Source organism: Cellulophaga sp. L1A9 (assembly GCF_009797025.1).
Taxonomy (GTDB): Bacteria; Bacteroidota; Bacteroidia; order Flavobacteriales; family Flavobacteriaceae; genus Cellulophaga.
The window spans coordinates 2,280,014-2,301,458 of sequence record NZ_CP047027.1; the positions used below are offsets into that span (position 1 = coordinate 2,280,014).

17 protein-coding genes are annotated in these 21,445 nt (G+C 35.3%); 5 read left to right on the forward strand and 12 right to left on the reverse strand.

Features of this window, described 5'->3' with window-relative positions; all coding sequences use genetic code 11:
• Positions 1-4 precede the first annotated feature (4 nt).
• Positions 5-469 (reverse strand): hypothetical protein, encoded by a 465-nt coding sequence (locus tag GQR94_RS09865; RefSeq protein ID WP_158975343.1) that lies wholly within the window; start codon positions 467-469, stop codon positions 5-7.
• Positions 470-676: 207 nt separating this feature from the next.
• On the opposite strand from GQR94_RS09865, the gene GQR94_RS09870 reads away from it, so the two are divergent.
• Positions 677-1,111, forward strand: coding sequence for a hypothetical protein (locus GQR94_RS09870; protein WP_158975344.1), 435 nt, complete (start codon positions 677-679; stop codon positions 1,109-1,111).
• Positions 1,112-1,166: 55 nt separating this feature from the next.
• Here the strand turns inward: GQR94_RS09870 and GQR94_RS09875 are convergent, their stop codons facing one another.
• The 5 genes from GQR94_RS09875 to metG form a co-directional block, all read right to left on the reverse strand.
• Positions 1,167-2,723, reverse strand: coding sequence for a M20/M25/M40 family metallo-hydrolase (locus GQR94_RS09875; RefSeq protein ID WP_158975345.1), 1,557 nt, complete (start codon positions 2,721-2,723; stop codon positions 1,167-1,169).
• 79 nt (positions 2,724-2,802) lie between these two features.
• The gene (locus GQR94_RS09880) at positions 2,803-3,705 is read right to left on the reverse strand and encodes a histone deacetylase (RefSeq protein ID WP_158975346.1); all 903 of its coding nucleotides are present in this window, start codon (positions 3,703-3,705) and stop codon (positions 2,803-2,805) included.
• A 6-nt stretch (positions 3,706-3,711) separates the two neighbouring features.
• On the reverse strand, positions 3,712-5,835 hold the full coding sequence (locus tag GQR94_RS09885) for a Tex family protein (RefSeq protein ID WP_158975347.1): 2,124 nt from the start codon (positions 5,833-5,835) through the stop codon (positions 3,712-3,714).
• Between the two features lie 317 nt (positions 5,836-6,152).
• Entirely contained in the window at positions 6,153-6,671 is a 519-nt protein-coding gene (locus GQR94_RS09890) for a ferritin (protein WP_158975348.1), read from the reverse strand.
• 27 nt (positions 6,672-6,698) lie between these two features.
• Complete coding sequence (metG, locus tag GQR94_RS09895) at positions 6,699-8,783, reverse strand: methionine--tRNA ligase (protein WP_158975349.1); 2,085 nt, start codon at positions 8,781-8,783, stop codon at positions 6,699-6,701.
• Between the two features lie 148 nt (positions 8,784-8,931).
• On the opposite strand from metG, the gene GQR94_RS09900 reads away from it, so the two are divergent.
• Positions 8,932-9,093: a hypothetical protein gene (locus GQR94_RS09900; protein WP_158975350.1), complete on the forward strand. Its 162-nt coding sequence runs from the start codon at positions 8,932-8,934 to the stop codon at positions 9,091-9,093.
• An 86-nt stretch (positions 9,094-9,179) separates the two neighbouring features.
• On the opposite strand, the gene GQR94_RS09905 is transcribed toward GQR94_RS09900, so the two are convergent.
• Positions 9,180-10,910 (reverse strand): DUF1501 domain-containing protein, encoded by a 1,731-nt coding sequence (locus tag GQR94_RS09905; RefSeq protein ID WP_158975351.1) that lies wholly within the window; start codon positions 10,908-10,910, stop codon positions 9,180-9,182.
• 12 nt (positions 10,911-10,922) lie between these two features.
• Positions 10,923-12,413, reverse strand: a complete 1,491-nt coding sequence (locus GQR94_RS09910) for a DUF1800 family protein (RefSeq protein ID WP_158975352.1) — start codon at positions 12,411-12,413, stop codon at positions 10,923-10,925.
• Between the two features lie 172 nt (positions 12,414-12,585).
• On the opposite strand from GQR94_RS09910, the gene GQR94_RS09915 reads away from it, so the two are divergent.
• Positions 12,586-12,945 (forward strand): YraN family protein, encoded by a 360-nt coding sequence (locus GQR94_RS09915; protein ID WP_158975353.1) that lies wholly within the window; start codon positions 12,586-12,588, stop codon positions 12,943-12,945.
• A gap of 53 nt (positions 12,946-12,998) precedes the next feature.
• Positions 12,999-13,658, forward strand: a complete 660-nt coding sequence (locus GQR94_RS09920; RefSeq protein WP_024482039.1) for an aspartate kinase — start codon at positions 12,999-13,001, stop codon at positions 13,656-13,658.
• A 24-nt stretch (positions 13,659-13,682) separates the two neighbouring features.
• On the opposite strand, the gene GQR94_RS09925 is transcribed toward GQR94_RS09920, so the two are convergent.
• Positions 13,683-15,008 carry a TlpA disulfide reductase family protein gene (locus GQR94_RS09925; protein ID WP_158975354.1) on the reverse strand — a complete coding sequence of 442 codons (1,326 nt, stop codon included), beginning with the start codon at positions 15,006-15,008 and terminating at the stop codon, positions 13,683-13,685.
• A gap of 31 nt (positions 15,009-15,039) precedes the next feature.
• Positions 15,040-18,417 carry a transcription-repair coupling factor gene (mfd, locus tag GQR94_RS09930; RefSeq protein ID WP_158975355.1) on the reverse strand — a complete coding sequence of 1,126 codons (3,378 nt, stop codon included), beginning with the start codon at positions 18,415-18,417 and terminating at the stop codon, positions 15,040-15,042.
• A gap of 122 nt (positions 18,418-18,539) precedes the next feature.
• Between mfd and GQR94_RS09935 the strand changes: the two genes are divergently transcribed.
• Entirely contained in the window at positions 18,540-19,889 is a 1,350-nt protein-coding gene (locus tag GQR94_RS09935; RefSeq protein WP_158975356.1) for an NAD(P)/FAD-dependent oxidoreductase, read from the forward strand.
• 15 nt (positions 19,890-19,904) lie between these two features.
• Here GQR94_RS09935 and GQR94_RS09940 read toward each other — a convergent pair whose 3' ends face one another.
• Both GQR94_RS09940 and pdeM read right to left on the reverse strand, forming a co-directional pair.
• On the reverse strand, positions 19,905-20,702 hold the full coding sequence (locus tag GQR94_RS09940; protein WP_158975357.1) for a tryptophan-rich sensory protein: 798 nt from the start codon (positions 20,700-20,702) through the stop codon (positions 19,905-19,907).
• Positions 20,703-20,760: 58 nt separating this feature from the next.
• Positions 20,761-21,414: a ligase-associated DNA damage response endonuclease PdeM gene (gene pdeM, locus GQR94_RS09945; RefSeq protein ID WP_158975358.1), complete on the reverse strand. Its 654-nt coding sequence runs from the start codon at positions 21,412-21,414 to the stop codon at positions 20,761-20,763.
• Positions 21,415-21,445 lie beyond the last annotated feature (31 nt).

Consider the following 21,445-nt stretch of genomic DNA (forward strand, 5'->3'; position numbering starts at 1 on the left):
AATATTATTCTACTCTTGTATATATTTCGTAGGAATAGTCAATATTTTCAGTATTACTATTTTCTAGTGAAATCCAACGCATTTCGTTTGAAGATGGAAAATCAATTTTAAGGCTAGATTCCTGATCGGGCTCCGGATCTCTAGATGTGTCTGTCACTATTTTGAATGAATAAAATGTTACATTATTTTCCCATGTTCCAGTTAATATTCCTGTGCTAAAGCATCCATCATCTGGTCCGTCGAAAGTCTCTATTCTAAAAGTGCCATCTGCATCAAAAGCAAAGCGGCCAAGTGTTACACAAAAGTAGTCATATTCAGAAAATTCATCTTTACCGTCATCAAATACATCTCCACGTCCCAATTCTGTCCAAGTTCCAATGATAGGATCATTTTGCACGGTGTCAGTTGAGTTTTCTTTATTACAAGAAACAAATAATAAAATAATAGCTAAAAAACGAATTAATCTCATAGTTGTGAAAATTATTGATGAAGGTGATATTATATTTATGGCAATCCCATACGCTAGTTTATAAATCTATAAACATAGAACAAATCCTTTATTATTTTATTGCATATCTGTATCAGTGAGAGATAAAAAGTAGGGTTTTTTAGGCTTCAATTGTTTTAAAAGCAGAACAGGAAACTTAAGCCATTTCTTAATTTAAATAACTTAAGCATGAAAAAAATACACCTACTACCTTTTTTAGCGGTATTCGCAACTTTAGGGTTACAAGCACAAACAGAAGAAAAAATAGCTACTAAAACTTATTATGAGCAACGAGCATTAGAAGATGCTAAATACGAACAGGAGTTTGCGACAGAAGATGAAACTGCTGAAGTAGCCTTTTGGGATGATCAGAAAGCTTATGAGAGAGATTTAAAAAAGCGCGATAGAAAAGCCTATCGGGCCTATATGAAAGGCAAACGTGATGCGTATGCAGAACATTACAACCATTGTGATGATCATTGCCATCATAGCACACATTATTACAGTCATGCTACGTATTACTATTATGGCTACAATCGAAATTATTACCGTCCTTCGAATAGGACAACCGTAAGAACTAACGTGCGAGTGCCATCTGTACGTGTAGGAGTTGGAATTTTATAATTAATTTCAGGAATGAAAAAGCGGTCTATTTAGACCGCTTTTTTTATACCCTAATTTATTCAATTTTGCCACCATCGCGTTCTGGAGAACGTGGTTCTGGCCAAGTGCGTTGCTCTCCCGATCTTGGGTTTATAGGTAAAACCGATTTTTCGCGAGAAGTTTTTTCAGGATCTTCACTCGCCATATATGCCATTACAGCAGTTAATATGGCATTGTTTCTCACATCATCAAAAACAATTTTATCATAAGTGTCTAGGTTGGTATGCCATGTATAGTTCCAATAACTCCAGCTTAAAGAGCTTAGTGAAAAAGCTGGTACTCCTGCGGCTACAAAAGAAGCATAATCTGAGCCACCATTGCTAGGAACGCCAGGAAAAGTAGTCTCAATTTGTTTTGTGATATCTTTAGGGGCAGCTTCTAGCCACTTTCCAATATAGTCATAGGCATGCAAATAGCCTTGACCCGATATTTTAACTACTCGGCCTGTTCCATTATCTTGATTGAAAACAGCTTGTACATTTGCTATAATTTCAGGATGATCTTCAACAAAAGCACGAGATCCATTTAGGCCTTGCTCTTCACTTCCCCAAAGTCCGATTAAAATAGTTCTTTTTGGATTTGGATAAAACTTTTTCAGTAAACGAGCCGCTTCCATCATGGTGATCGTTCCTGTACCATTATCGGTTGCTCCAGTAGCACCATCCCAAGAATCAAAATGAGCGGAAAGAATCACATATTCATCAGGAAATTCTGTTCCTTTTATTTCTGCAAGCGTATTAAAAGTAGGGACCGTTCCTAATTCTTTAGATTCGGCAACCACATTTAATTTAGGTTGGTCGCCATTTTCAGTCATTCTATAAATTAGTCCATAGTCTTCTAGAGATAAATCTACAACTGGAATTTTTTTGGTATTAGCACTGAAAATTTTGTTCGCACCAAATCCATTAGACCATCTTGATTGAATGATGCCTACAGCACCTGCTTTTTCTAATTCTTGATTGATGTTTCTTGAGGTGAATCCTGTTTTGCGCATACGCTCACGCCAAGAATCTTCTAATGCATCACGGTCTTTTTTCATTTTTTCAAAAGACTCGGGAGTAGCAAATTCTTCCCAATTGTAATCCGGTCTTCCTGTAGGTTGGTTCATAGAAACCAATACAATTTTACCTTTTACGTTGGGCAACCATTTTTGAAAAGCTATTGAATCTGATACTTCCGGTATCGTAATTAAATCTGCCGTAATTCCTTTCTTTCCTGTACTAGGGCTCCAAGCCAATTGCATTCCGCTTAAGCTTACAACGCGTGGAGCAATTAAATCTACATGGGTAATACCGCGTTCCCAGCCGCGCCATTTGCCGTACTCTTCCATACGAGCATCAATACCCCATTTCTTGTAGGTGGAAATAGCCCAATCACTTGCTTTTTTCATTTGTGGAGTTCCTACCAGTCGCGGACCTACCACATCCATAAGTTCATGTGCTAATACTTCTAGTTGAGAATTGTCATTGGCTTCATTCACCATCTTTTCGACAATTTCGTCCGTAGTTTGTGCACTACTTACTGTAAAAGAAAAGAGTAACAGCAGTACTGCAAATAGTTTGTTTGTTTTCATAATGTTCCCGTTAATTAGTTCGGAAACTAAGATACTTATTTTGGTAAGGTATAGCCTTGTTTAAAATCTAAATAGAATGTTAAAAAAATATGCGTTGTGCCATTCTAAAGGTATTGGCGTGTGCCTCTATAATGATTTTTATATCCCGAGAATAGCCTCCACCCATACTACATTGAACCGGTATTTTATGATCAAAACAGGTTTGGAGCACAAATTCATCACGCTTTTTACAACCGTCTAAAGTCAGGGCTAAAGTACCCAATTTGTCACTCGCCAAAACATCAACTCCAGAAAGGTAAAAGATGAAATCTGGTTTTACTGTTGCGACTAATGTTGGTAATGTCTTTTTTAATAGCGATAAGTATTCTTCATCTTCAGTGCCACTTTCTAATGCAATGTCTACATCAGACACTTCTTTTTTAAATGGGTAATTACTTTTGCCGTGCATGGAAAAAGTAAATACAGAACTATCGTTTTGAAAAATTTCTGCTGTACCATTCCCTTGATGCACATCTAAATCGACAATTAATATTTGAGCAGCTAATTTTTTCGCCTGTAAATATCTTGCGCCAATGGCTTGATCATTTAGCATGCAAAAAGCTTCACCATGATCAGAATACGCATGGTGTGTGCCCCCCGCTAGATTCATAGCAACACCATGTACTAATGCATATTCACAAGCTTTCATAGTGCCATCTGCAATAATCCGTTCGCGCTCCACCAAATCTTCAGAAAGTGGAAAACCTATTTTACGTGCCGCTTTAGGGTCAATTTTAATATTCAACAAATCATAATAATATTCCGCATCGTGTACTGCTAGAATATATTTATCATTGGGTAGTTCTGGTTCAAAGAAATTTTCTTTAGTACAGGTGCCTTCATACATTAATTGCTGTGGTAGTAAATCATACTTTGCCATGGGGAAACGGTGTCCGTCTGGCAAATGATGTTTGTAAATAGGGTGACAAGCAATTTTAAGCATTTAATTTTATTTCTGGAGCGCTAATTGAATACGTTTACGAGTCACATCAACCTCCATAACTTTTACAGTTATTTGTTGTTGTAAGCTTACATGTTCATTCACATCTTTTACAAAAGTATCCGATAGGTTTGAAATATGAATCAGGCCACTTTCTTTTATTCCGATATCTACAAAACACCCAAAATTGGTGATGTTATTTACAATGCCAGGGAGTACTTGTCCTTCATGTAAATCTGTAATCGATTTTATATTTTGATCAAAGCTGAAAACCTTGGCTTTTTCACGGGTATCTAAACCAGGTTTTTCAAGTTCTTTTACAATATCTTTTAAAGTAGGTAATCCAATATCTTCACTGCAGTAGGTATTGAGGTTGATACTTTCTAAGACACTTTTATTTCCTATAATTTCTTTGATAGAAATACCCTTGTCTTTCGCTATGCTTTTAATCAAATCATAACGTTCTGGGTGCACGGCAGAATCATCTAACGGGTTTTTGGCATCTTTAATTCTTAAAAATGCGGCACCTTGTTCAAAAGCTTTTCCGCCTAGACGTGGTACTTTTTTAATTCCTGTTCTGCTGGTAAAAGCACCATTTTCATTTCTATAAGCAACAATGTTTTCTGCAAGTTTTGGTCCAATTCCAGAAACGTAACTTAGCAAAGGTACACTTGCCGTATTAATATTTACGCCCACGGCATTTACACAACTTTCTACTACGGTGTCCAAAGATGTTTTTAGTTTAGATTGATCTACATCATGCTGGTATTGGCCCACCCCGATAGATTTTGGATCTATTTTCACCAATTCTGCTAACGGGTCTGCTAGTCTTCTTCCGATAGAAACAGACCCACGGACGGTAACATCATATTTTGGAAATTCATCACGTGCTATTTTAGAAGCCGAGTAGATGGATGCTCCTGCCTCACTCACCACATAAACTTCTATTGGGTTTTTAAAAATAATGCGTTTCACCAATTGTTCGGTCTCTCTAGATGCGGTACCATTACCAATAGCAATGGCTTCAATTTTATACGCATCTACCAAACTGCTAATTTTCTTTATAGCGCCTGTGCTATCATTTTGTGGAGCATGTGGGTAGATATTCTCATTATGAACTAAATCTCCTTGAGCGCTTAGGCAAACTACCTTACAGCCGCTTCTAAAACCGGGATCTATAGCTAAAATGCGTTTTTCTCCTAAGGGTGCACCTAATAACAGTTGTTTTAAGTTTTTAGAAAATACATCTATAGCATCTGCGTCTGCTTTTTCTTTTGCAAGTTTTAGGGTTTCATTAGATAAAGAAGGATATAAAAGACGTTTGTACGCATCCTCTATGGCTGCTTTTATATATTTAGCGCTAGAACTTCTGTTTTTTATAATTCGGTCTTCAATTTTTTCTATGGTTCGTTCATCATCAATAACCATTTTTACGCGGATAAACTTTTCATTTTCCGCACGCAATATGGCAAGCAAACGATGAGAAGGACAACGGTTTAAGGCTTCACTCCAATCAAAATAATCGCGAAATTTTTGAGCTTTTTCATCGTCTTTTTTAGTGCCAACAACCTTGGTGGTAATCTGTGCAAATTTTTCTAATTGATGGCGGATTAGATTTCTAACATCTGTACGCTCATTAATCCACTCCGTAATAATATGCTGGGCGCCTTCAATAGCTACATCTTCATTGACTACGGTATCATTCAGATATTGTGATGCGATGTAATCAATATCATCATTATTTTGTGCCATGATGATCTTAGCCAAAGGTTCTAAGCCATTTTTAATGGCTACCTCAGATTTGGTATTTCTTTTTTTCTTAAAAGGCAAATACAAATCTTCTAGTGAAGTTAAATCTGGAGCATCTTCAAATTTCTTTTTAAGCTCTGGGGTAAGGGACTCTTGTTCATCAACAGATTTGATGATTGCCAATTTTCGCTTTTCTAAAGTTTCATACAGTTCTTTGTATTTAACAATTTCGCCAATTTGAACCTCATCTAGGTCGCCAGTTTTTTCTTTTCGATATCTAGAAATAAAAGGCACGGTGCAGTCCTGATCTAAAAGTTCTACCGTATTGGCTATATTTTTCTCTAAGAGTTGGGTATGCTTTAATAAGTAGGGGATAAGTTGCATGGAGTCTATAAATTAAAAACCTATGCAAGATAGAAAACTGCATAGGTTTTAAGTAATTTTTATAAGTAGATTAAGCAACTTTTTTCATCAGATCAAAACAAGGGCATTTTTTACAACGCTTGCTTTCTGATTTTTTATATTTAGAACAGCACTTACTTTTTACTTTATCGGTCTTGACCTTAGTCATTTTCGATAATTTCTTCAATGCTTTTTCTTCTTTCTTTTTTTCCTTCTTTTTGCCCACAACAAATGCTATAAGATACTGCGAGACAAACTTAAGTTATTTTTACTTAATCTAAATAAGATTAAATGTTAAATTATTGTGGGGTATCTATTGAGGCAGAGGTAATTGTAAGTTGTTGTATATCTCTATCAAATAGATAAAGTCCGCCTTTATCATCGCCAATTAGATTTATTTTATCTAAAATAGTGCGTGCCATCGCTTCTTCTTCTATCTGTTCTGCTACATACCATTGTAAAAAGTTATGAGAAGCATAATCTTTTTCTTGAAGGCTAATGTGTACTAATTCATTAATACTACCAGAAACGAAAACTTCATGTTCAAATAATTTTTCGAACATTTCTTTAAAAGAATTGAAGGTTACATTCGGGGCACTCAATTCTGATATTTGTGCATGACCACCACGTTCGTTCACAAACTTTACTAGTTTTAGCATATGGTCACGCTCTTCTTGAGATTGATCATACATAAAACCAGCAACGCCTTCAAGACCTTTGACCTCAGCCCAACAAGCCATGGCTAAATAGATCTGAGAAGATTCTGCCTCTATTTTTATTTGATGATTTAATGCGTTTTCTATCGTTTTTGATAACATGTTTTTCTTTTTTTTTAAAGTTACTAATTAATTTATGGTTTCTCCATTACCAACACCTTCAGTATCAGGATTAACAAAAACTAATTTACCATCTGCATTTTCGGTCATTAAAATCATTCCTTCACTATCTACACCACGTAAAGCTCTTGGAGCAAGATTTACCAAAACAGTAACTTTTTTACCAACAATTTCTTCTGCGGTGAAGCTTTCTGCAATACCGGAAACTATAGTACGCACATCAATACCTGTGTCTACTTTTAAAACTAATAGTTTTTTTGCTTTTGGCATTTTCTCTGCTTCGATGATGGTACCGACGCGAATATCTAATTTTGAAAAATCTTCAAAAGTGATGGTTTCTTTTTGTGGCATAACTTCTTTATTTGCGTTTTCATTCGCTTTTTTAGTAGCTTCTAATTTATCTAATTGTGCTTGTATGGCCTCGTCTTCTACTTTTGAAAATAGTAATTCTGCTTGCCCAATTTGATGGCCTGCAGGAATTAAAACCTCTTTTGTGGTAACATCATTCCAAGTGGGACCATTTACAGTATCGCCAGAACTCGTATTTAATATGTTTTTTAATTTCGTGGATGTAAAAGGCAAGAAAGGTTCACTTAATACTGCTAATGCAGAAGCGATTTGTAGCGCTACAAACATGATCGTTTTTACACGCTCTTCATCTTGCTTGATAACTTTCCATGGTTCTTCGTCTGCCAAATATTTGTTCCCTAAACGCGCTAAACTCATTAGTTCTTGACCCGCTTCTCTAAATCGATACCGTTCAATAGAACTGGAAATAATTCCAGGATATTTTTTTATTTCCGCTAGCGTTTCTAAATCAATTTCTGAAAATGCTGCAGGCGCAGGAATAATTCCTTGGTAATATTTGTTGCTTAATACTACAACACGGTTTATAAAATTACCGAAAATGGCCACCAACTCATTGTTGTTTCTGGCTTGGAAATCTTTCCAGGTAAAATCATTATCTTTTGTTTCTGGGGCATTAGCTGTTAAGGTATAACGCAGCACATCTTGCATACCTGGAAAATCTTCTAAATATTCATGCAACCAAACTGCCCAGTTTTTAGACGTAGATAATTTGTTGCCTTCTAGATTTAAAAATTCGTTAGCAGGCACATTATCCGGTAATATATATCCGCCGTGCGCTTTTAAGATACTAGGGAAAATAATACAATGAAATACAATATTATCTTTTCCTATAAAATGTACCAGTTTGGTGTTTTCATCTTTCCAATACGGTTCCCAATCTTTTCCTTCTCTCGCTGCCCATTCTTTGGTAGAAGAAATGTATCCAATAGGTGCATCAAACCAAACGTATAATACTTTGCCTTCACCGCCTGGTACGGGAACAGGAATTCCCCAATCCAAATCGCGTGTTACCGCTCTTGGTTTAAGTCCGTCATCAATCCAAGATTTACATTGTCCGTATACATTTGGTTTCCAATCATTTTTATGTCCCTCTAAGATCCATTCTTTTAAAAATGCTTCGTGACGATCTAAAGGTAAAAACCAGTGTTTGGTTTCTTTTACGGTGGGTGCAGCACCGGAAATAGTTGATTTAGGATTAATTAAATCCGTAGCATTTAGCGTAGAACCGCAGTTTTCACATTGGTCACCATAGGCTTCCTCATACCCACATTTAGGACATGTGCCTACCACAAAGCGGTCTGCTAAAAATTGTTTTGCTTCTGGATCGTATAATTGTTCGGTTGTTTCTTCAATGAAATCGCCTTGATCGTACATCGTTTTAAAAAACTCAGATGCGGTTTCATGATGTATTTCTGCCGATGTTCTAGAATAGTTGTCAAAAGTAATTCCGAAGTCAGCGAAAGATTTTTTAATAATTGCATGATATTTATCAATCACTTCTTTGGGGGTAATACCTTCTTTCTTTGCCTTCATGGAAATTGCAACACCATGTTCATCACTTCCAGATATAAAAGCAACATCTTTACCTATAAGGCGTAAATATCTACTATAAATATCTGCAGGAACATACACTCCTGCCAAATGTCCAATATGTATTGGGCCATTGGTATAAGGTAGCGCTGCGGTAATTGTATATCTAGAAGGATTTTTCTGATTCTCGGACATTATTTCTGTAATTAGCTCACAAAAATAAAGATTTTAAATGGAGAGGTATGCTTTGTTTCAATTAAAGTAACAAGAGATTATAGTCACAAATTGCCTCGTTATCACAATTATAGGATTTTTCTTACGTTAATTAACTAAAGATAATGCTATGAGTAATCAAAAACCTTTAAAAAAAATGACCTTAGACACTTCTAATGTTGAAAAATCAACAGCAACTGAAGAAGTTACACGGGTTTATAAAGACCAAAACTATGAAACTAAAAAAGCCTTGGCTTTTAAAACAGATGCTGATAAGCCTAAACTTGCTTAATAAAAATAAAAAACCATTTCATCTGTTATAAACGGATGAAATGGATGCCATAGTAAGTAGGTGTTAATGGGGTGTGTAATATGGCATTAAGCAACCATTACGGATTTGCTCATTTTTTTATTTTGCACTCTAATTCTGTAAATGTATTTTCCAGAGGCAATGAAGTTACTCATGCGCTCACGTATATTAATTTCTAAAGACCCTTCGGTCATTATTTCATTGTAAACAGTACCTACATTTTGTCCCATAATATTATACAATTGAATATCTACATGGGCAGTAAATGGCATCTCTAAATAGATGTGTGGTGTTTTATCTGTTGGATAATAGGGTTTATGTATAATAGCATCCAACAATTCTGGAGTAGGAGCTTCTGCAACTGGATCTTCAGGTCTCGGATCAAGTGGAGTTGGTGGAATAGGTTCACCATCATTATATACAATATCATCAAAAACTTCACCACTACAGTTAAAGCCTAAATTAATGGCTTTGTAAGGGTGTCCTAATAAATGTTGTTCTACCAATGCTCTATCTACACATAACCATTCTGCAAGAACAGTACCATATAAATCTCTAAAATCCATGGTGTATTCTAAGTTACCTCTTTCATTAGGATCTTCTAATGAAGGATGTTCCCCGACAAAAGCACTGCCATTTAATCCAGAACCAAAGAATAACGTTGGTGCTGCCTTACCATGATCGGTACCATTAGAGCCATTTTCAAAAATACGTCTACCAAATTCTGAGTAGGTCATACTTAAAACCTTGTCATCTTGATTGGTACACTTTAAATCTTCGTAAAAATCATTAATGGCAATAGATAAATTAGACATTAATTGTTCGTGAATTAAAGGTTGATTTCCATGCGTGTCAAAGCCACCCATTGAGATCATATATACTTTTGTACCTAAATTTCCTTTGATTAAACTAGCTAAAATCTTTAATTGTTTTGCAAAACTATTGTCTTGATATTCTACACATCTTAAGGCTTCTCCACGTTCAAATGCTGCATGGATGCTACCTGAATATTCATAAGTGGTATTGGCCACGCCTCTTAAAAAACGCAATTGATCTCCGTACATACAATCACCAAAGATGGTATTTGTAGGATCTGCGATGGCATATTGTTCTCCTGTTTCTGCGATTTTTTCTAACTGATCTATATTACTTGTTACAAAAGCATAGTTGGTCTCATTACCTTGAAAAACCAAACTACCATATTGTCCAATTTGAATAGCGGCAGGAGATTCTGGCGGATTTATTAAATAATCTTCATAAATATCTTCAAAGTGTCTCCCCATCCAACCGGTACGCTCTCCTGAAAATCCAGAAGTGGTTAAATCAGTATTCGAAAAAATATCATCTCCTGTAAAATGAGATAAACTTTGGTTTCCATATCCCACACCATGTACTGCCTTAAATTGGCCTTCTCCCCACATTGATTCTAGAGATTTCATATAGGTAGGAACTCCAAAATCATCTGTTAGGCGTAATATTTTGCTTTCGGGAATGTATATGTTAGGTCTTGCATTGGCATACAAGTCATATTGTTCAATAGGAATAACAGTACTTAAACCATCATTACCACCAGCCAATCGTATTAAAATTACAATTTTATCAGTCTCCGTGTCTGCTATAGCATTTGCTAATGGCGATGGAGCTGAGGCACTTACAAAATTACTGCCCAGTAAAATAGAACCAGAACCAGCTAATCCCATAGCTTGTAAAAAAGAACGTCTGCTCCAAGCTTTATGCTCTAGATCATGACCTTCATGTTCTATTCCTTTATGGGGAGTTTTATTATGAGTATCACACATAGTGGTAGGTTTTTATTTTAATTGAAATTCTGGTTGTCTAATGATGTGGAGTAGTAAAAAGTAAAGTTGTTGTTTTGCAGAGTCGGCATAATTGTAAACAGACCAGCTTCCATCTCCATCAGGAGCATAATACTGTTCTAGTGATGCATCTCTAAATACATCTAATGCATTTTGTAACTGATCTTCTGCAATACCTTTTGGAAATAATTTTTCTAAAAGGGCATTGGCGATGTCATCTGGATTATTTACAGACACAGCATTTGGAACTAGCGAAACGGCTAAATCAAAAAACTGCTCTGTATCAGCAGTATAAAACAACTCTAAAAACATTTCACAAGATAACCAACGGCCAATCATAAAATTATTATTAATCCACTGTCTATTTCTGTACCAACCTTCTACTCCGGGTTGGTTAAAAACCTCTTGCCCTAATAGTTCACTGGTGCTATACATATTTGCGATAATACTATCTGTATAAGCAAAACCAGTTTCGTTAATTAAGCTTAAGAATATATCAAAAGGACTTTTGATGATTACGCCAATGGCCTCATCATCAAAAAAGTGTTGACTTTTAAATAACTGCGATAATACGGGAGCAATTTCAAAATCATTAGCTCTAAAGGTAGCAGCTAACCCATCTATAATAACTTGCGCATTTCCTGCTTGGTCTGTAGAATCTGGATGCACAAAAAACTCGTACAATTTTTTACAGATAAAGTAACTTATTTCATTTGGTCGTTGTGTAAACAGGTTGTCTATAACGCCATCGTAATCAAAGCTGGCCGTCTGTCCAAATATTGTTTTTGGAGTGTCATCAAATTTAGTTGGATCAAAATTTACAGGAGACCATCCTATATCTGGTCTGTCTACGTAACCCGTAAGCGCACGTGCGGTTTCAATAATATCGTCTTCCGTATAGTTGTTTCCTTCTCCTAAAGTAAATAGTTCGTAGAGCTCGCGACCATAATTTTCATTAGGGTTGTTTCCATTATTATACACACCATCTAAATAGTACAACATAGCATTATCTAAGCCAATTTCACTGGTAAACGTTCTAAAGTTACCAATAGCATTACGTTGCAAACAGTTTGTATAATGGTATAAATAAGTAGGAGCATCGTATTTTCTTAATTCGGTAACAAAATGATTGCTCCAAAAAAAGCTTAAACGATCTCTTAAATTATTAGATAAAATTGCTCTAGTATATGTTTGTCGCCATTCCTCATATTGTGCATTAACAATAGGGCTCCGAGTTTCATTATCTTCTGGATAATCTGCTCGTGTCCAATCTGCCCAAACGGGAGCAGCACTTTCTGGCATAGAAGTAGCTTCATTAATAATAGCATTAACCAAAGACTCTGCAGTTTGACCTACGGCACTTTCAATAGTTGCTACTGAGGCACTAAGTCCTATTCTTCGGTAAAAATGTTCTGCTCTTTGCTTGTCCAATGGCGTTGTGTAAGGACTAAGCGGAGCGGTATTACAATTTATAAAGTATTCCATACTGAAGTTCTAAAATTGGTTATTTTGGGGGAATTCATATATGTAAAATGTTATGTATATTACATATAACTCAACAATAGCAATAAAATTACGTAGGAGTAGTGGTTTTGGACGCCCAAGTACCCATATTTTCGATGAAGTGCATATTTAATAAGAAAAATTGATAAAATTTATGGCAAATCATAACGATTTTGGAAAATTAGGAGAAGAACAAGCTATAAAACACTTGGAAAAAAAGGGATATACTATACTTGAAAAAAATTATCGCTACTTAAAAGCAGAAGTTGATATTATTGCGAGAAGTAAGGATATTTTGGTAATCGTTGAGGTGAAATCTAGAAGCACTGGCTTTGTTGCAGAATTATCTGATGTAATACATCAGAAAAAAATAAATCTCCTTATTGCTGCGGCACATCAATATGTAACCGTTAATGATTTAGATGTAGAGGTAAGGTTTGATATTATTACGATTATCAAGCAAAAAGGAGGTCTGGCAATCAATCATATAGAAGATGCATTTTATCATTTCTAAATATTTGTTTTATTTATAACAATTTGTTATATTTGCATTTCACAACCGGAATCATGAAAACAATATCTTCTGTCGTAGAACATTACATTAAGAAAAAACCCTTTTTACAAAGTGCATTAGCACAAGGAATTATTAACCTTACCTCATTATCTAGGATTGTTAAACCAGAGATTGAAGCCGAATTAGGGAAAGATATTCGGAATGGTGCAATTGTAATGGCGTTAAAAAGGTTATCTGATGATTTAGAGTTTAGGGCAACTCACAAAATTATTAAAGTACTTAAAAATATTGGAGAGATTACAGTACGTTCTTCCTTAACTGATTTTACTTTTTTACTTTCTGATAGTCTTTTAGAGAACCAACGTCTGTTGTTGAAAGAAGTGAATAAAGACAAAGATGTTTTTTATACTTCTTCTAGAGGTGTAAATGAATTAAACATTGTAGTAAGCAACAGTCTAGATAAAACTGTAGAAGCATTATTTGAAGGAGAGCGTTGCACTCAAAAAGCAGAAAATTTATCTTCTATTACCGTTAAGTTACCTTCGGAAAACGTAACAGTACCAGGAATTTATTATTTCATTTTCCAACGTTTAGCTTGGGAAGGAATTGTACTTTATGAAGTAATTTCTACTACCAATGAGTTCACCATCTTAGTAGATGATGAACACGTAGATATCGCTTTTAAAACTATTAAGGATTTAAAAACACTTTAACAGTATACTTTTAAAATAAGGCAGTTAGTAGATTTTATTAAGAAATTCTACAGCTGCTTTATCATTTTCTGGTTTAGCAATAATTCTTTTTTCGCTATCTAGAATGTAATAGGTTGGTGTGGCATGAATATCATATAAATCTGCATATTCACTATCCCACTTTCCTAGAGAAATTGCATGTTGAAAATTAGGCAATTTTGCAGATTCTTTTTCCCAATTTTCTACTTCGTCTTCTAGTCCAACCGCTAAAACAGTAAGGTTAGACTTATCTCTAAGCTCTTTGTGTAAAGCAGGTAATTCTTTTAAGCAATGACCGCAGGTACTACTCCAGAAAATTACCACATAATTTTTTGCTGGTGCTAAAGCACTAAGCTTTTTTACTTCTTTCTCTGATTTCCACGTAATTTCTGGTGCTACTTCGCCTAATCGCAACCTGTTATGTGCCTCAATTGTTTTTTTGATTGCTGTATTTTCTGTGGCAACCGCTAAGTTTTTAAGGTAGCTATTGTATATGTAATCAGATACGGTATTGTAATTGTAAGCTACCGCGGTATTCCACAACTCATTGTACACGTGAAAATTAAAATCAGCACCTAAATCACTAATTTGGGAGGAAACTCCATCTACATTTTTTATAACTTCTTTTTCTAATTCTTTAGGGTCAGAAAGCGTAAGTGGCAATGCTGTGAAAACGTAATTCGCTACTTTATCCGTCAGAAAAACAGAACTTTGTAAAATAGAATCTTTAAAATCAATAGCTTTAAAGTAATTTTCTTTTTTACAGGTAACATAATCTGTTACAGTCTTATAGCTTTCTGGAATATAAGGCGCATTTCCCAAAATAAAATGATGGGCTAGCAGGCCTTCTGATTTCGCTTCGTAAGTTTTTTGTATCCCTGCTAAGTGCTTTGTTAATGATTTAAACTCTTTTTGATTTGTTTTCTGTGCTGTATAAAAGCTTATTATTTCTTTTTCTGCAGCATTGATTTCTTTCAAATAAGAATTTAAAACACTGTTTTCTTCTGATGTTTTGTAGGTGACACCTTCATCAGTTTGGAAGTCCAAAACAATATCTTCTTTACCGTTGTAGATGACATCAAAATTATACTCTTCTTGTGGTACAGCATACACCAATCGATACATTCCTGGTTCTGCATTTTCGGGCATATTTAGCGTAAACTTGCCAAATTTTATTGCGGTGTCTGCAGCGTAAGCCTGAGTGCCGGGTTTTAATCGGTAAGCTATTAGGTAGGTGTAATCTTTGGCAGGGGTAAAGGTTCCTGATATGGTGTGTTGCGCGTTAACAGTTAATGCGAATAACGCAAGTAATGACAAGATAATTTTTTTCATATTTCTAAATTTACAAAAACCACTCCAAAAATTAATTTGTAGCTAATGTTTTTTCTTTTTCAAAGTGTTGTATTGCTAAGTAAGCTTTATCTAAGGAGTTAATATTTTCAAAAACTAAGAGTAATCGCAATCCGTTTCTCGTTTGCTTTTCTTTAATCTTACACAGTTTGGGGTGTGCTTGTACAAACTGCAATACCTTAGTAAAGTTAGCGCTTTGGTAAAAAGCAGATTGTTGGTCAGCGATGAAATACCCTATCATTTTACCTTGTTTCATTACTATTTTTTCCAAACCAATGGCATTCGCAATCCATTTTATGCGAACAGAATTCAGTAAATCTTCTGCTTCTATAGGTAATTCGCCAAAACGATCTATTAGGTCTAATTCAAATTTCTTTAAGCCTTCTTCATCAGAAATTGTATTAAGCTCCGTGTACAGATTTAATCGTTCCGTAATATTATTGATGTAATCATCAGGGAAAAGCAGTTCAAAATCGGCATCAATCTGAGTTTCTTTTACAAATACTTTTTCGTGCGTGTGGCCTTCAATTTCTTCGTAAAGATCTTTAAACTCGTTTTCTTTAAGTTCATCAACGGCTTCTGCTAATATTTTTTGGTACGCATCAAAACCTATATCATTTATAAACCCGCTTTGTTCGCCTCCTAGAATATCTCCAGCACCACGAATTTCTAAATCTTTCATGGCAATATTAAAGCCACTACCTAATTCTGTAAATTGTTCTAAAGCTTCAATACGTTTGCGAGCATCAGAAGTCATTACTTCATATGGTGGTGTTATAAAATAACAAAAGGCTTTTTTGTTGCTCCGCCCTACACGACCTCGCATTTGGTGCAAATCACTCAACCCAAAATTATTGGCATTATTTATAAAAATGGTATTGGCATTTGAAACATCAAGTCCGCTTTCAATAATAGTCGTAGACACCAATACATCAAACTCTCCATTGATGAAAGCAAGCATTAAAGTTTCTAATTTTTTACCTTCCATTTGTCCGTGTCCGATTCCTATTTTAGCATCTGGTACTAAACGCTGAATAAGTCCGGCTACTTCTTTAATGTTTTCTACGCGGTTATGAATAAAGAATACTTGTCCGCCTCGTTGAATTTCATAACTCACGGCATCGCGTATCGTTTCTTCCGAAAAGCGAATAACATCACTTTGGATAGGATACCTGTTTGGAGGAGCTGTATTGATAACCGATAAATCACGAGCAGCCATCAAACTAAATTGTAATGTTCTCGGAATTGGGGTTGCCGTTAATGTCAGGACATCTACATTCTCTTTAATAGACTTTAATTTGTCTTTTACTGCAACCCCAAATTTCTGTTCTTCATCGACAATTAATAACCCTAAATCTTTAAATTTTACATTTTTGTTGACGAGCTGGTGTGTACCAATAATTATATCAACGTTACCTGCTGCTAAACGTTCTAAGGTGTCTTTTTTCTCTTTGGCAGTTCTAAACCTATTTAAATAATCTACTGTGACCGGCATATCTTTTAGCCGTTCTTTAAATGTTCTGTTATGCTGAAAAGCCAGAATGGTAGTAGGTACTAAAACAGCTACTTGTTTTCCATTGGCAACTGCTTTAAATGCCGCACGGATAGCAACTTCAGTTTTCCCAAAACCTACATCTCCACAAATTAGACGATCCATTGGTCGCTCACTTTCCATATCTCGTTTGATATCTTCAGTCGCTTTACTTTGGTCTGGCGTGTCTTCGTAGATAAAAGAAGCCTCTAATTCGTGTTGTAGGTACCCATCAGGAGCATATTGAAATCCTTTTAGTGTTCTTCTTTTTGCATAGATTTGGATTAAATCAAAGGCAATTTTCTTAACTCTTGATTTCGCTTTTTCTTTTACTTTTTTCCAAGCACCAGAACCAAGCTTATATATTTTTGGTGGTGTGCCATCTTTGCCGGTGAATTTAGATATTTTATGAAGGGAATGGATGCTCACATAAAGAATATCGCGCTCCCCATACACTAACTTAATGGCTTCTTGTTTTCTGCCTTCTACATCAATTTTTTGTAAACCTCCAAATTTTCCAACACCGTGGTCCATATGGGTCACATAGTCGCCAATATCTAAGCGAGTTAATTCTTTTAAGGTGATGGCTTGTTTTTTGGAATAGCCGTTTTTTAAATGGAATTTATGGTACCGTTCAAAGATTTGGTGGTCTGTAAAACACGTTATTTTTAAATCGATATCTATAAAACCTTGAAAAAGTGAATACACCACTGTTTTGTAATGTACTTTTTTTCCAACTTCATCAAAAATATCATGAAAACGCTGTGCCTGTTGCTCAGAAGAACAAAAGATGTAATTGGTAAAGCCGGCTTTATCTTGTTCGTTTAAGCTATCAATTAGTAAATCGAACTTTTTATTGAAAGAAGGTTGTGGTCTTGTGTTGAAATTAATTTCGTGTGCTATTTCCTTTATGCCAGGATTTCCACCTACAATCAAACTAAAGGCATCAAGTTCTTTTTTAAATAATACAGAATCTACAAATAGTGCTTTAGGTTCCGCATGTTTTATATCACTCGATAGTTTGCTAAAAGCTTCTTTCGCCTTTTCGAAAAAAGAATCTAAACGGTCTAAAAGCACCTCTAAATCACTGTTGAAAATTAGCGTGTTTGATGCAATATATTGAAGAAAACTCTCTCTAGATTCATCTAAAAATTTGTTTTCTACATTAGGGATAATCGTAATTTTATTTAATTTCTCAAGCGATAATTGGGTTTCTACATCAAAAGTTCTAATACTTTCTACTTCATCGCCAAAAAATTCCAAACGATATGGTTCATCATTTGAGAAAGAGAATACATCTACGATACCACCGCGAACAGAAAATTCTCCAGGTTCCGTAACAAAATCTACCCGTTTAAATTTATATTCAAAAAGCACCTCGTTTAAAAAATCAAGCGATAAAGAATCTTCGATCTTTATTTTTAAAGTGTTTTTGTCGAGCTCTCTTCGGGTAACTACTTTTTCAAAGAGGGCATCGGGATACGTGACAATGACGGCAGGTTTCTTCCGCGAGTTAATTCGGTTTAAAACCTCGGCACGTAGTAAAACATTTGCATTGTCTGTTTCTTCTATTTGGTAAGGTCTACGGTAACTTCCAGGGTAAAAAAGCACATCTTTCTCCCCAATCATTTGTTCTAGATCGTTCAAATGATAAGCTGCTTCTTCTTTATCGTTAAAAATTAGTAGGAAAGGCTCGTTGGCTGTCTTAAAAGCATCCGTCAATACAAACGATAAGGAAGATCCTATAAGCCCTTTTATATTGATAATACCTTTCTCTTTTTCTAAATTGGAAATAGCGGTACGCAGTTTCTGCAATTGCGGAGACTGTTCGTAGAGTTGTTGAATGATTTTTTGGCTCAACTTAAAACTTTTGTGCAAATATAATCATACCACTTAAATGCATTGCGTTCATTTTTAATCAATATGAATCACTTTTTGTCTTAAAAAGTAAAGAACTTAGTATTTCAATAAAAAAAGAGAAGATGGCAAACAAGAAATTTGACGTATTTGTAATAGGTGGTGGTAGTGCAGGGCAAGCAACAGCAAAGACTTGTGCTGAAGCAGGTTTAAAAGTTGCAATAACGGAACGTAGAGATTATGGAGGTACTTGCCCATTAAGAGGCTGTGATCCTAAAAAAGCACTTTTGGCAGCTACAGAAGTTTTAGAATTCGCTAAAAATATGAATGGCAACGGAATTGTAAAATTGCCCAGATTACTCTGGAGCGATATGCAAAAATTTAAAAAGAAGTTTACAAAGCCAGTTCCGAAAGCGGCAGAAGATAGTTTAAAAGAATTAGGAGTGATTACCTTTTCTGGAGCGGCTTCTTTTTTATCAGAAAACACCATCACTGTTGGCGATGAAGTTATTCAAGCCAATAAGTTTGTCATTGCCACTGGTCTTAAACCTCTAGCACTGCCTATTGAAGGCGCTGAGTATTTAGAAGAGAGTGACGATTTTCTAGACCTAAAAAAACTGCCAGAACATATTGTATTTGTGGGTGGGGGTTATGTAGGAATGGAGTTTGCGCATATGGCAGCAAGAGCAGGAGCAAAGGTGACTGTTATTCATTCTCATGAAAGGCCTTTAAATAGTTTTGATCCTGATTTAGTAGATATGCTGGTTGAGTATTCGAAAAAAATAGGAATTAAATTTCTGTTTAATGCGAAAGTAAATAAAGTTAAAAAAGGGAAAAAGAAGTTCAAAGTGTATTATGAGCAGAATGAAAAAACAAAACATATAAAAGCAAGTATGGTATTTAATACCGCAGGTCGTGTACCTGCAATAGATACGCTGGACCTAGAAAATGCAAAAGTTTCTTTTAGTGAAAAAGGAATTGAAGTAAATGAATACCTTCAGAACACTAAAAACAAAAATGTATATGCTTGTGGGGATGTTACAGACCATGGATTGCCTTTAACATCAATGACAGGGCCAGAAGCTAATACTGTCTCAGCTAATATTATTGCGGGTAACAAAACGAAGGTAAATACACCCGTAATTCCTTCTGTGGTATATACCTTACCTAATCTTACCAGTGTTGGTTTAAGTGAAGAAGAAGCTAAGAAAAGATATAAAAATGTGCTGGTCAATTATGAGTCTGCAACTGATTGGTTTAATGCTAAGCGAATAAATGCGCCTATATATGCTTATAAGGTTCTAATTAATGAACGTACAAAAGCAATTGTTGGTGCCCATATTATAGGTCCGCACGCAGGAGAAACTATCAACTTATTTTCATTGGCTATCCGAAAAGAGATGACGATTGAGGACATGAAGGCTATTGTATTCACCTATCCTTCTTGGGGCTATGATGTAAATAGAATGTTATAACTAGCAGACGCGACATTATTTTGCTAATCGCTCTTTTAATTTAATAGCAGGGCCAGTGGCTCTGTTTTTAAATGCGTGATAAAAAGTAGATGTACATAATATAACACTAGCGACTGCGGCTGTGTAAGCAATTATTGGATGAGAAGCTATCTGCCGAACATAGATAGCAATAAAAGCCCAAACAGCTACCAATGCAAACTCGCGCATGTTTCGTTTGTAAGTAATTAATAGGTTGATGATGGTTGCTATGCCAATCATGATAATGGTCCACGTAGTTTCAGATAAGAATCCGCCTTTCCAGCCAATTTTTGCTAGATATGCGGTGACATTTGCAATCGTCGCTACAGTAATCCAGCCGCTATATAAACAAATCGGCCACCAAACAAATGCAATAACTTCTATGGGAGCATCCCAACGTTCCATATTTGTATCTAAAATGATTTTTATCAGAGAACCTAAGATTCCGAACATAATAAACACGGATAATGCAGTATAGCCGTAAACAAAAGCGAGTACCCAAAGTCCATTTAAAAGATTAGCGATAGCAAACCAGTACCCAGTTTGAAGAATAAAATCGGTTGATTTCGTACTAAAAAAAGCTCTTCGTATTTGAAAAATAGCATATCCTACAAGGGAAATAAAGATAATTCCCCAAATAGCAAACGCATAACCTGCAGGTGTAAACAGGTTTTCATATTGTTTGCTTATTTCACCAATAGTGGTATTGTTAAATTTTAAGGCTTGTGATACATAATTAATGATAATCACGAAGAGTACAGAGGCCGAGTTTAAAAGTGCTAATTTCTTTTCCATAAGATAAAATTAAGTGCCTTAAAATTTAGTTGTTAATGGAATCCAATATAAAATGGACTTAGATAATAGGAGAAGCTGTGTCTATTTTAAATATTTCGTCTTTCGAAATTGCATACACTTCATTTTCTTTAGTTGGCTGCAGTACAAATGTACCTGTAAATTCTCCAAAGGCGGGCAATATCATTTGATTCTTCGATTTAAAAAAGCAAGCCAGTTTTAAAAACTGTTTTCCGATGCCTTTTAGTTTTATAGCTGGATGAATATGTCCCGCGAAATTAAAATGTCCTTCGCGTTCTTCAGGGTGATGTGTAAACAAAAAACCTTGAGTTACAATTTCATTGATCACCTCAATACCTAAAGCTTCATATTTTAATGGTGAAATGATATCGTGATTTCCGGCAACTAGGAATAGTTTTGCTGCTGTTTTTGCTACCCAATCTTCAAATAAATTCCATTCTGCATTCAGCGAAGAATGAAATAAATCGCCTAAAAAGCAAATACTTTTAGGTTCAAATTGATTTACGATAGCCTCTAAGAGGGTGAAATTTTTCTGAATGGCTTTTTGTGGAACGGCAGCACCATGTTTTCTAAAGTGCGAGACTTTTCCAAAATGAATATCACTAACAACGAGTGTACTTCTTTCTTCCCAAAAAAGTGCACCCGAACAATGCAGGATAAACGTCTGATTGTTTAATTGTATAGTTTCTGTCATTCATAACAAAAATAAGAAAAAGCGAAGTGCT

Coding starts and splice junctions, on each gene's coding strand:
- GQR94_RS09910 (WP_158975352.1), bottom strand. CDS start 12,413: ATGGAATACTTTATAAATTGTAATACCGCTCCGCTTAGTCCTTACACA.
- GQR94_RS09865 (WP_158975343.1), bottom strand. CDS start 469: ATGAGATTAATTCGTTTTTTAGCTATTATTTTATTATTTGTTTCTTGT.
- GQR94_RS09875 (WP_158975345.1), bottom strand. CDS start 2,723: ATGAAAACAAACAAACTATTTGCAGTACTGCTGTTACTCTTTTCTTTT.
- GQR94_RS09880 (WP_158975346.1), bottom strand. CDS start 3,705: ATGCTTAAAATTGCTTGTCACCCTATTTACAAACATCATTTGCCAGAC.
- GQR94_RS09925 (WP_158975354.1), bottom strand. CDS start 15,008: ATGAAAAAAATTATCTTGTCATTACTTGCGTTATTCGCATTAACTGTT.
- GQR94_RS09890 (WP_158975348.1), bottom strand. CDS start 6,671: ATGTTATCAAAAACGATAGAAAACGCATTAAATCATCAAATAAAAATA.
- GQR94_RS09870 (WP_158975344.1), top strand. CDS start 677: ATGAAAAAAATACACCTACTACCTTTTTTAGCGGTATTCGCAACTTTA.
- GQR94_RS09915 (WP_158975353.1), top strand. CDS start 12,586: ATGGCAAATCATAACGATTTTGGAAAATTAGGAGAAGAACAAGCTATA.
- GQR94_RS09900 (WP_158975350.1), top strand. CDS start 8,932: ATGAGTAATCAAAAACCTTTAAAAAAAATGACCTTAGACACTTCTAAT.
- metG (WP_158975349.1), bottom strand. CDS start 8,783: ATGTCCGAGAATCAGAAAAATCCTTCTAGATATACAATTACCGCAGCG.
- GQR94_RS09920 (WP_024482039.1), top strand. CDS start 12,999: ATGAAAACAATATCTTCTGTCGTAGAACATTACATTAAGAAAAAACCC.
- GQR94_RS09940 (WP_158975357.1), bottom strand. CDS start 20,702: ATGGAAAAGAAATTAGCACTTTTAAACTCGGCCTCTGTACTCTTCGTG.
- GQR94_RS09905 (WP_158975351.1), bottom strand. CDS start 10,910: ATGTGTGATACTCATAATAAAACTCCCCATAAAGGAATAGAACATGAA.
- pdeM (WP_158975358.1), bottom strand. CDS start 21,414: ATGACAGAAACTATACAATTAAACAATCAGACGTTTATCCTGCATTGT.
- GQR94_RS09935 (WP_158975356.1), top strand. CDS start 18,540: ATGGCAAACAAGAAATTTGACGTATTTGTAATAGGTGGTGGTAGTGCA.
- GQR94_RS09885 (WP_158975347.1), bottom strand. CDS start 5,835: ATGCAACTTATCCCCTACTTATTAAAGCATACCCAACTCTTAGAGAAA.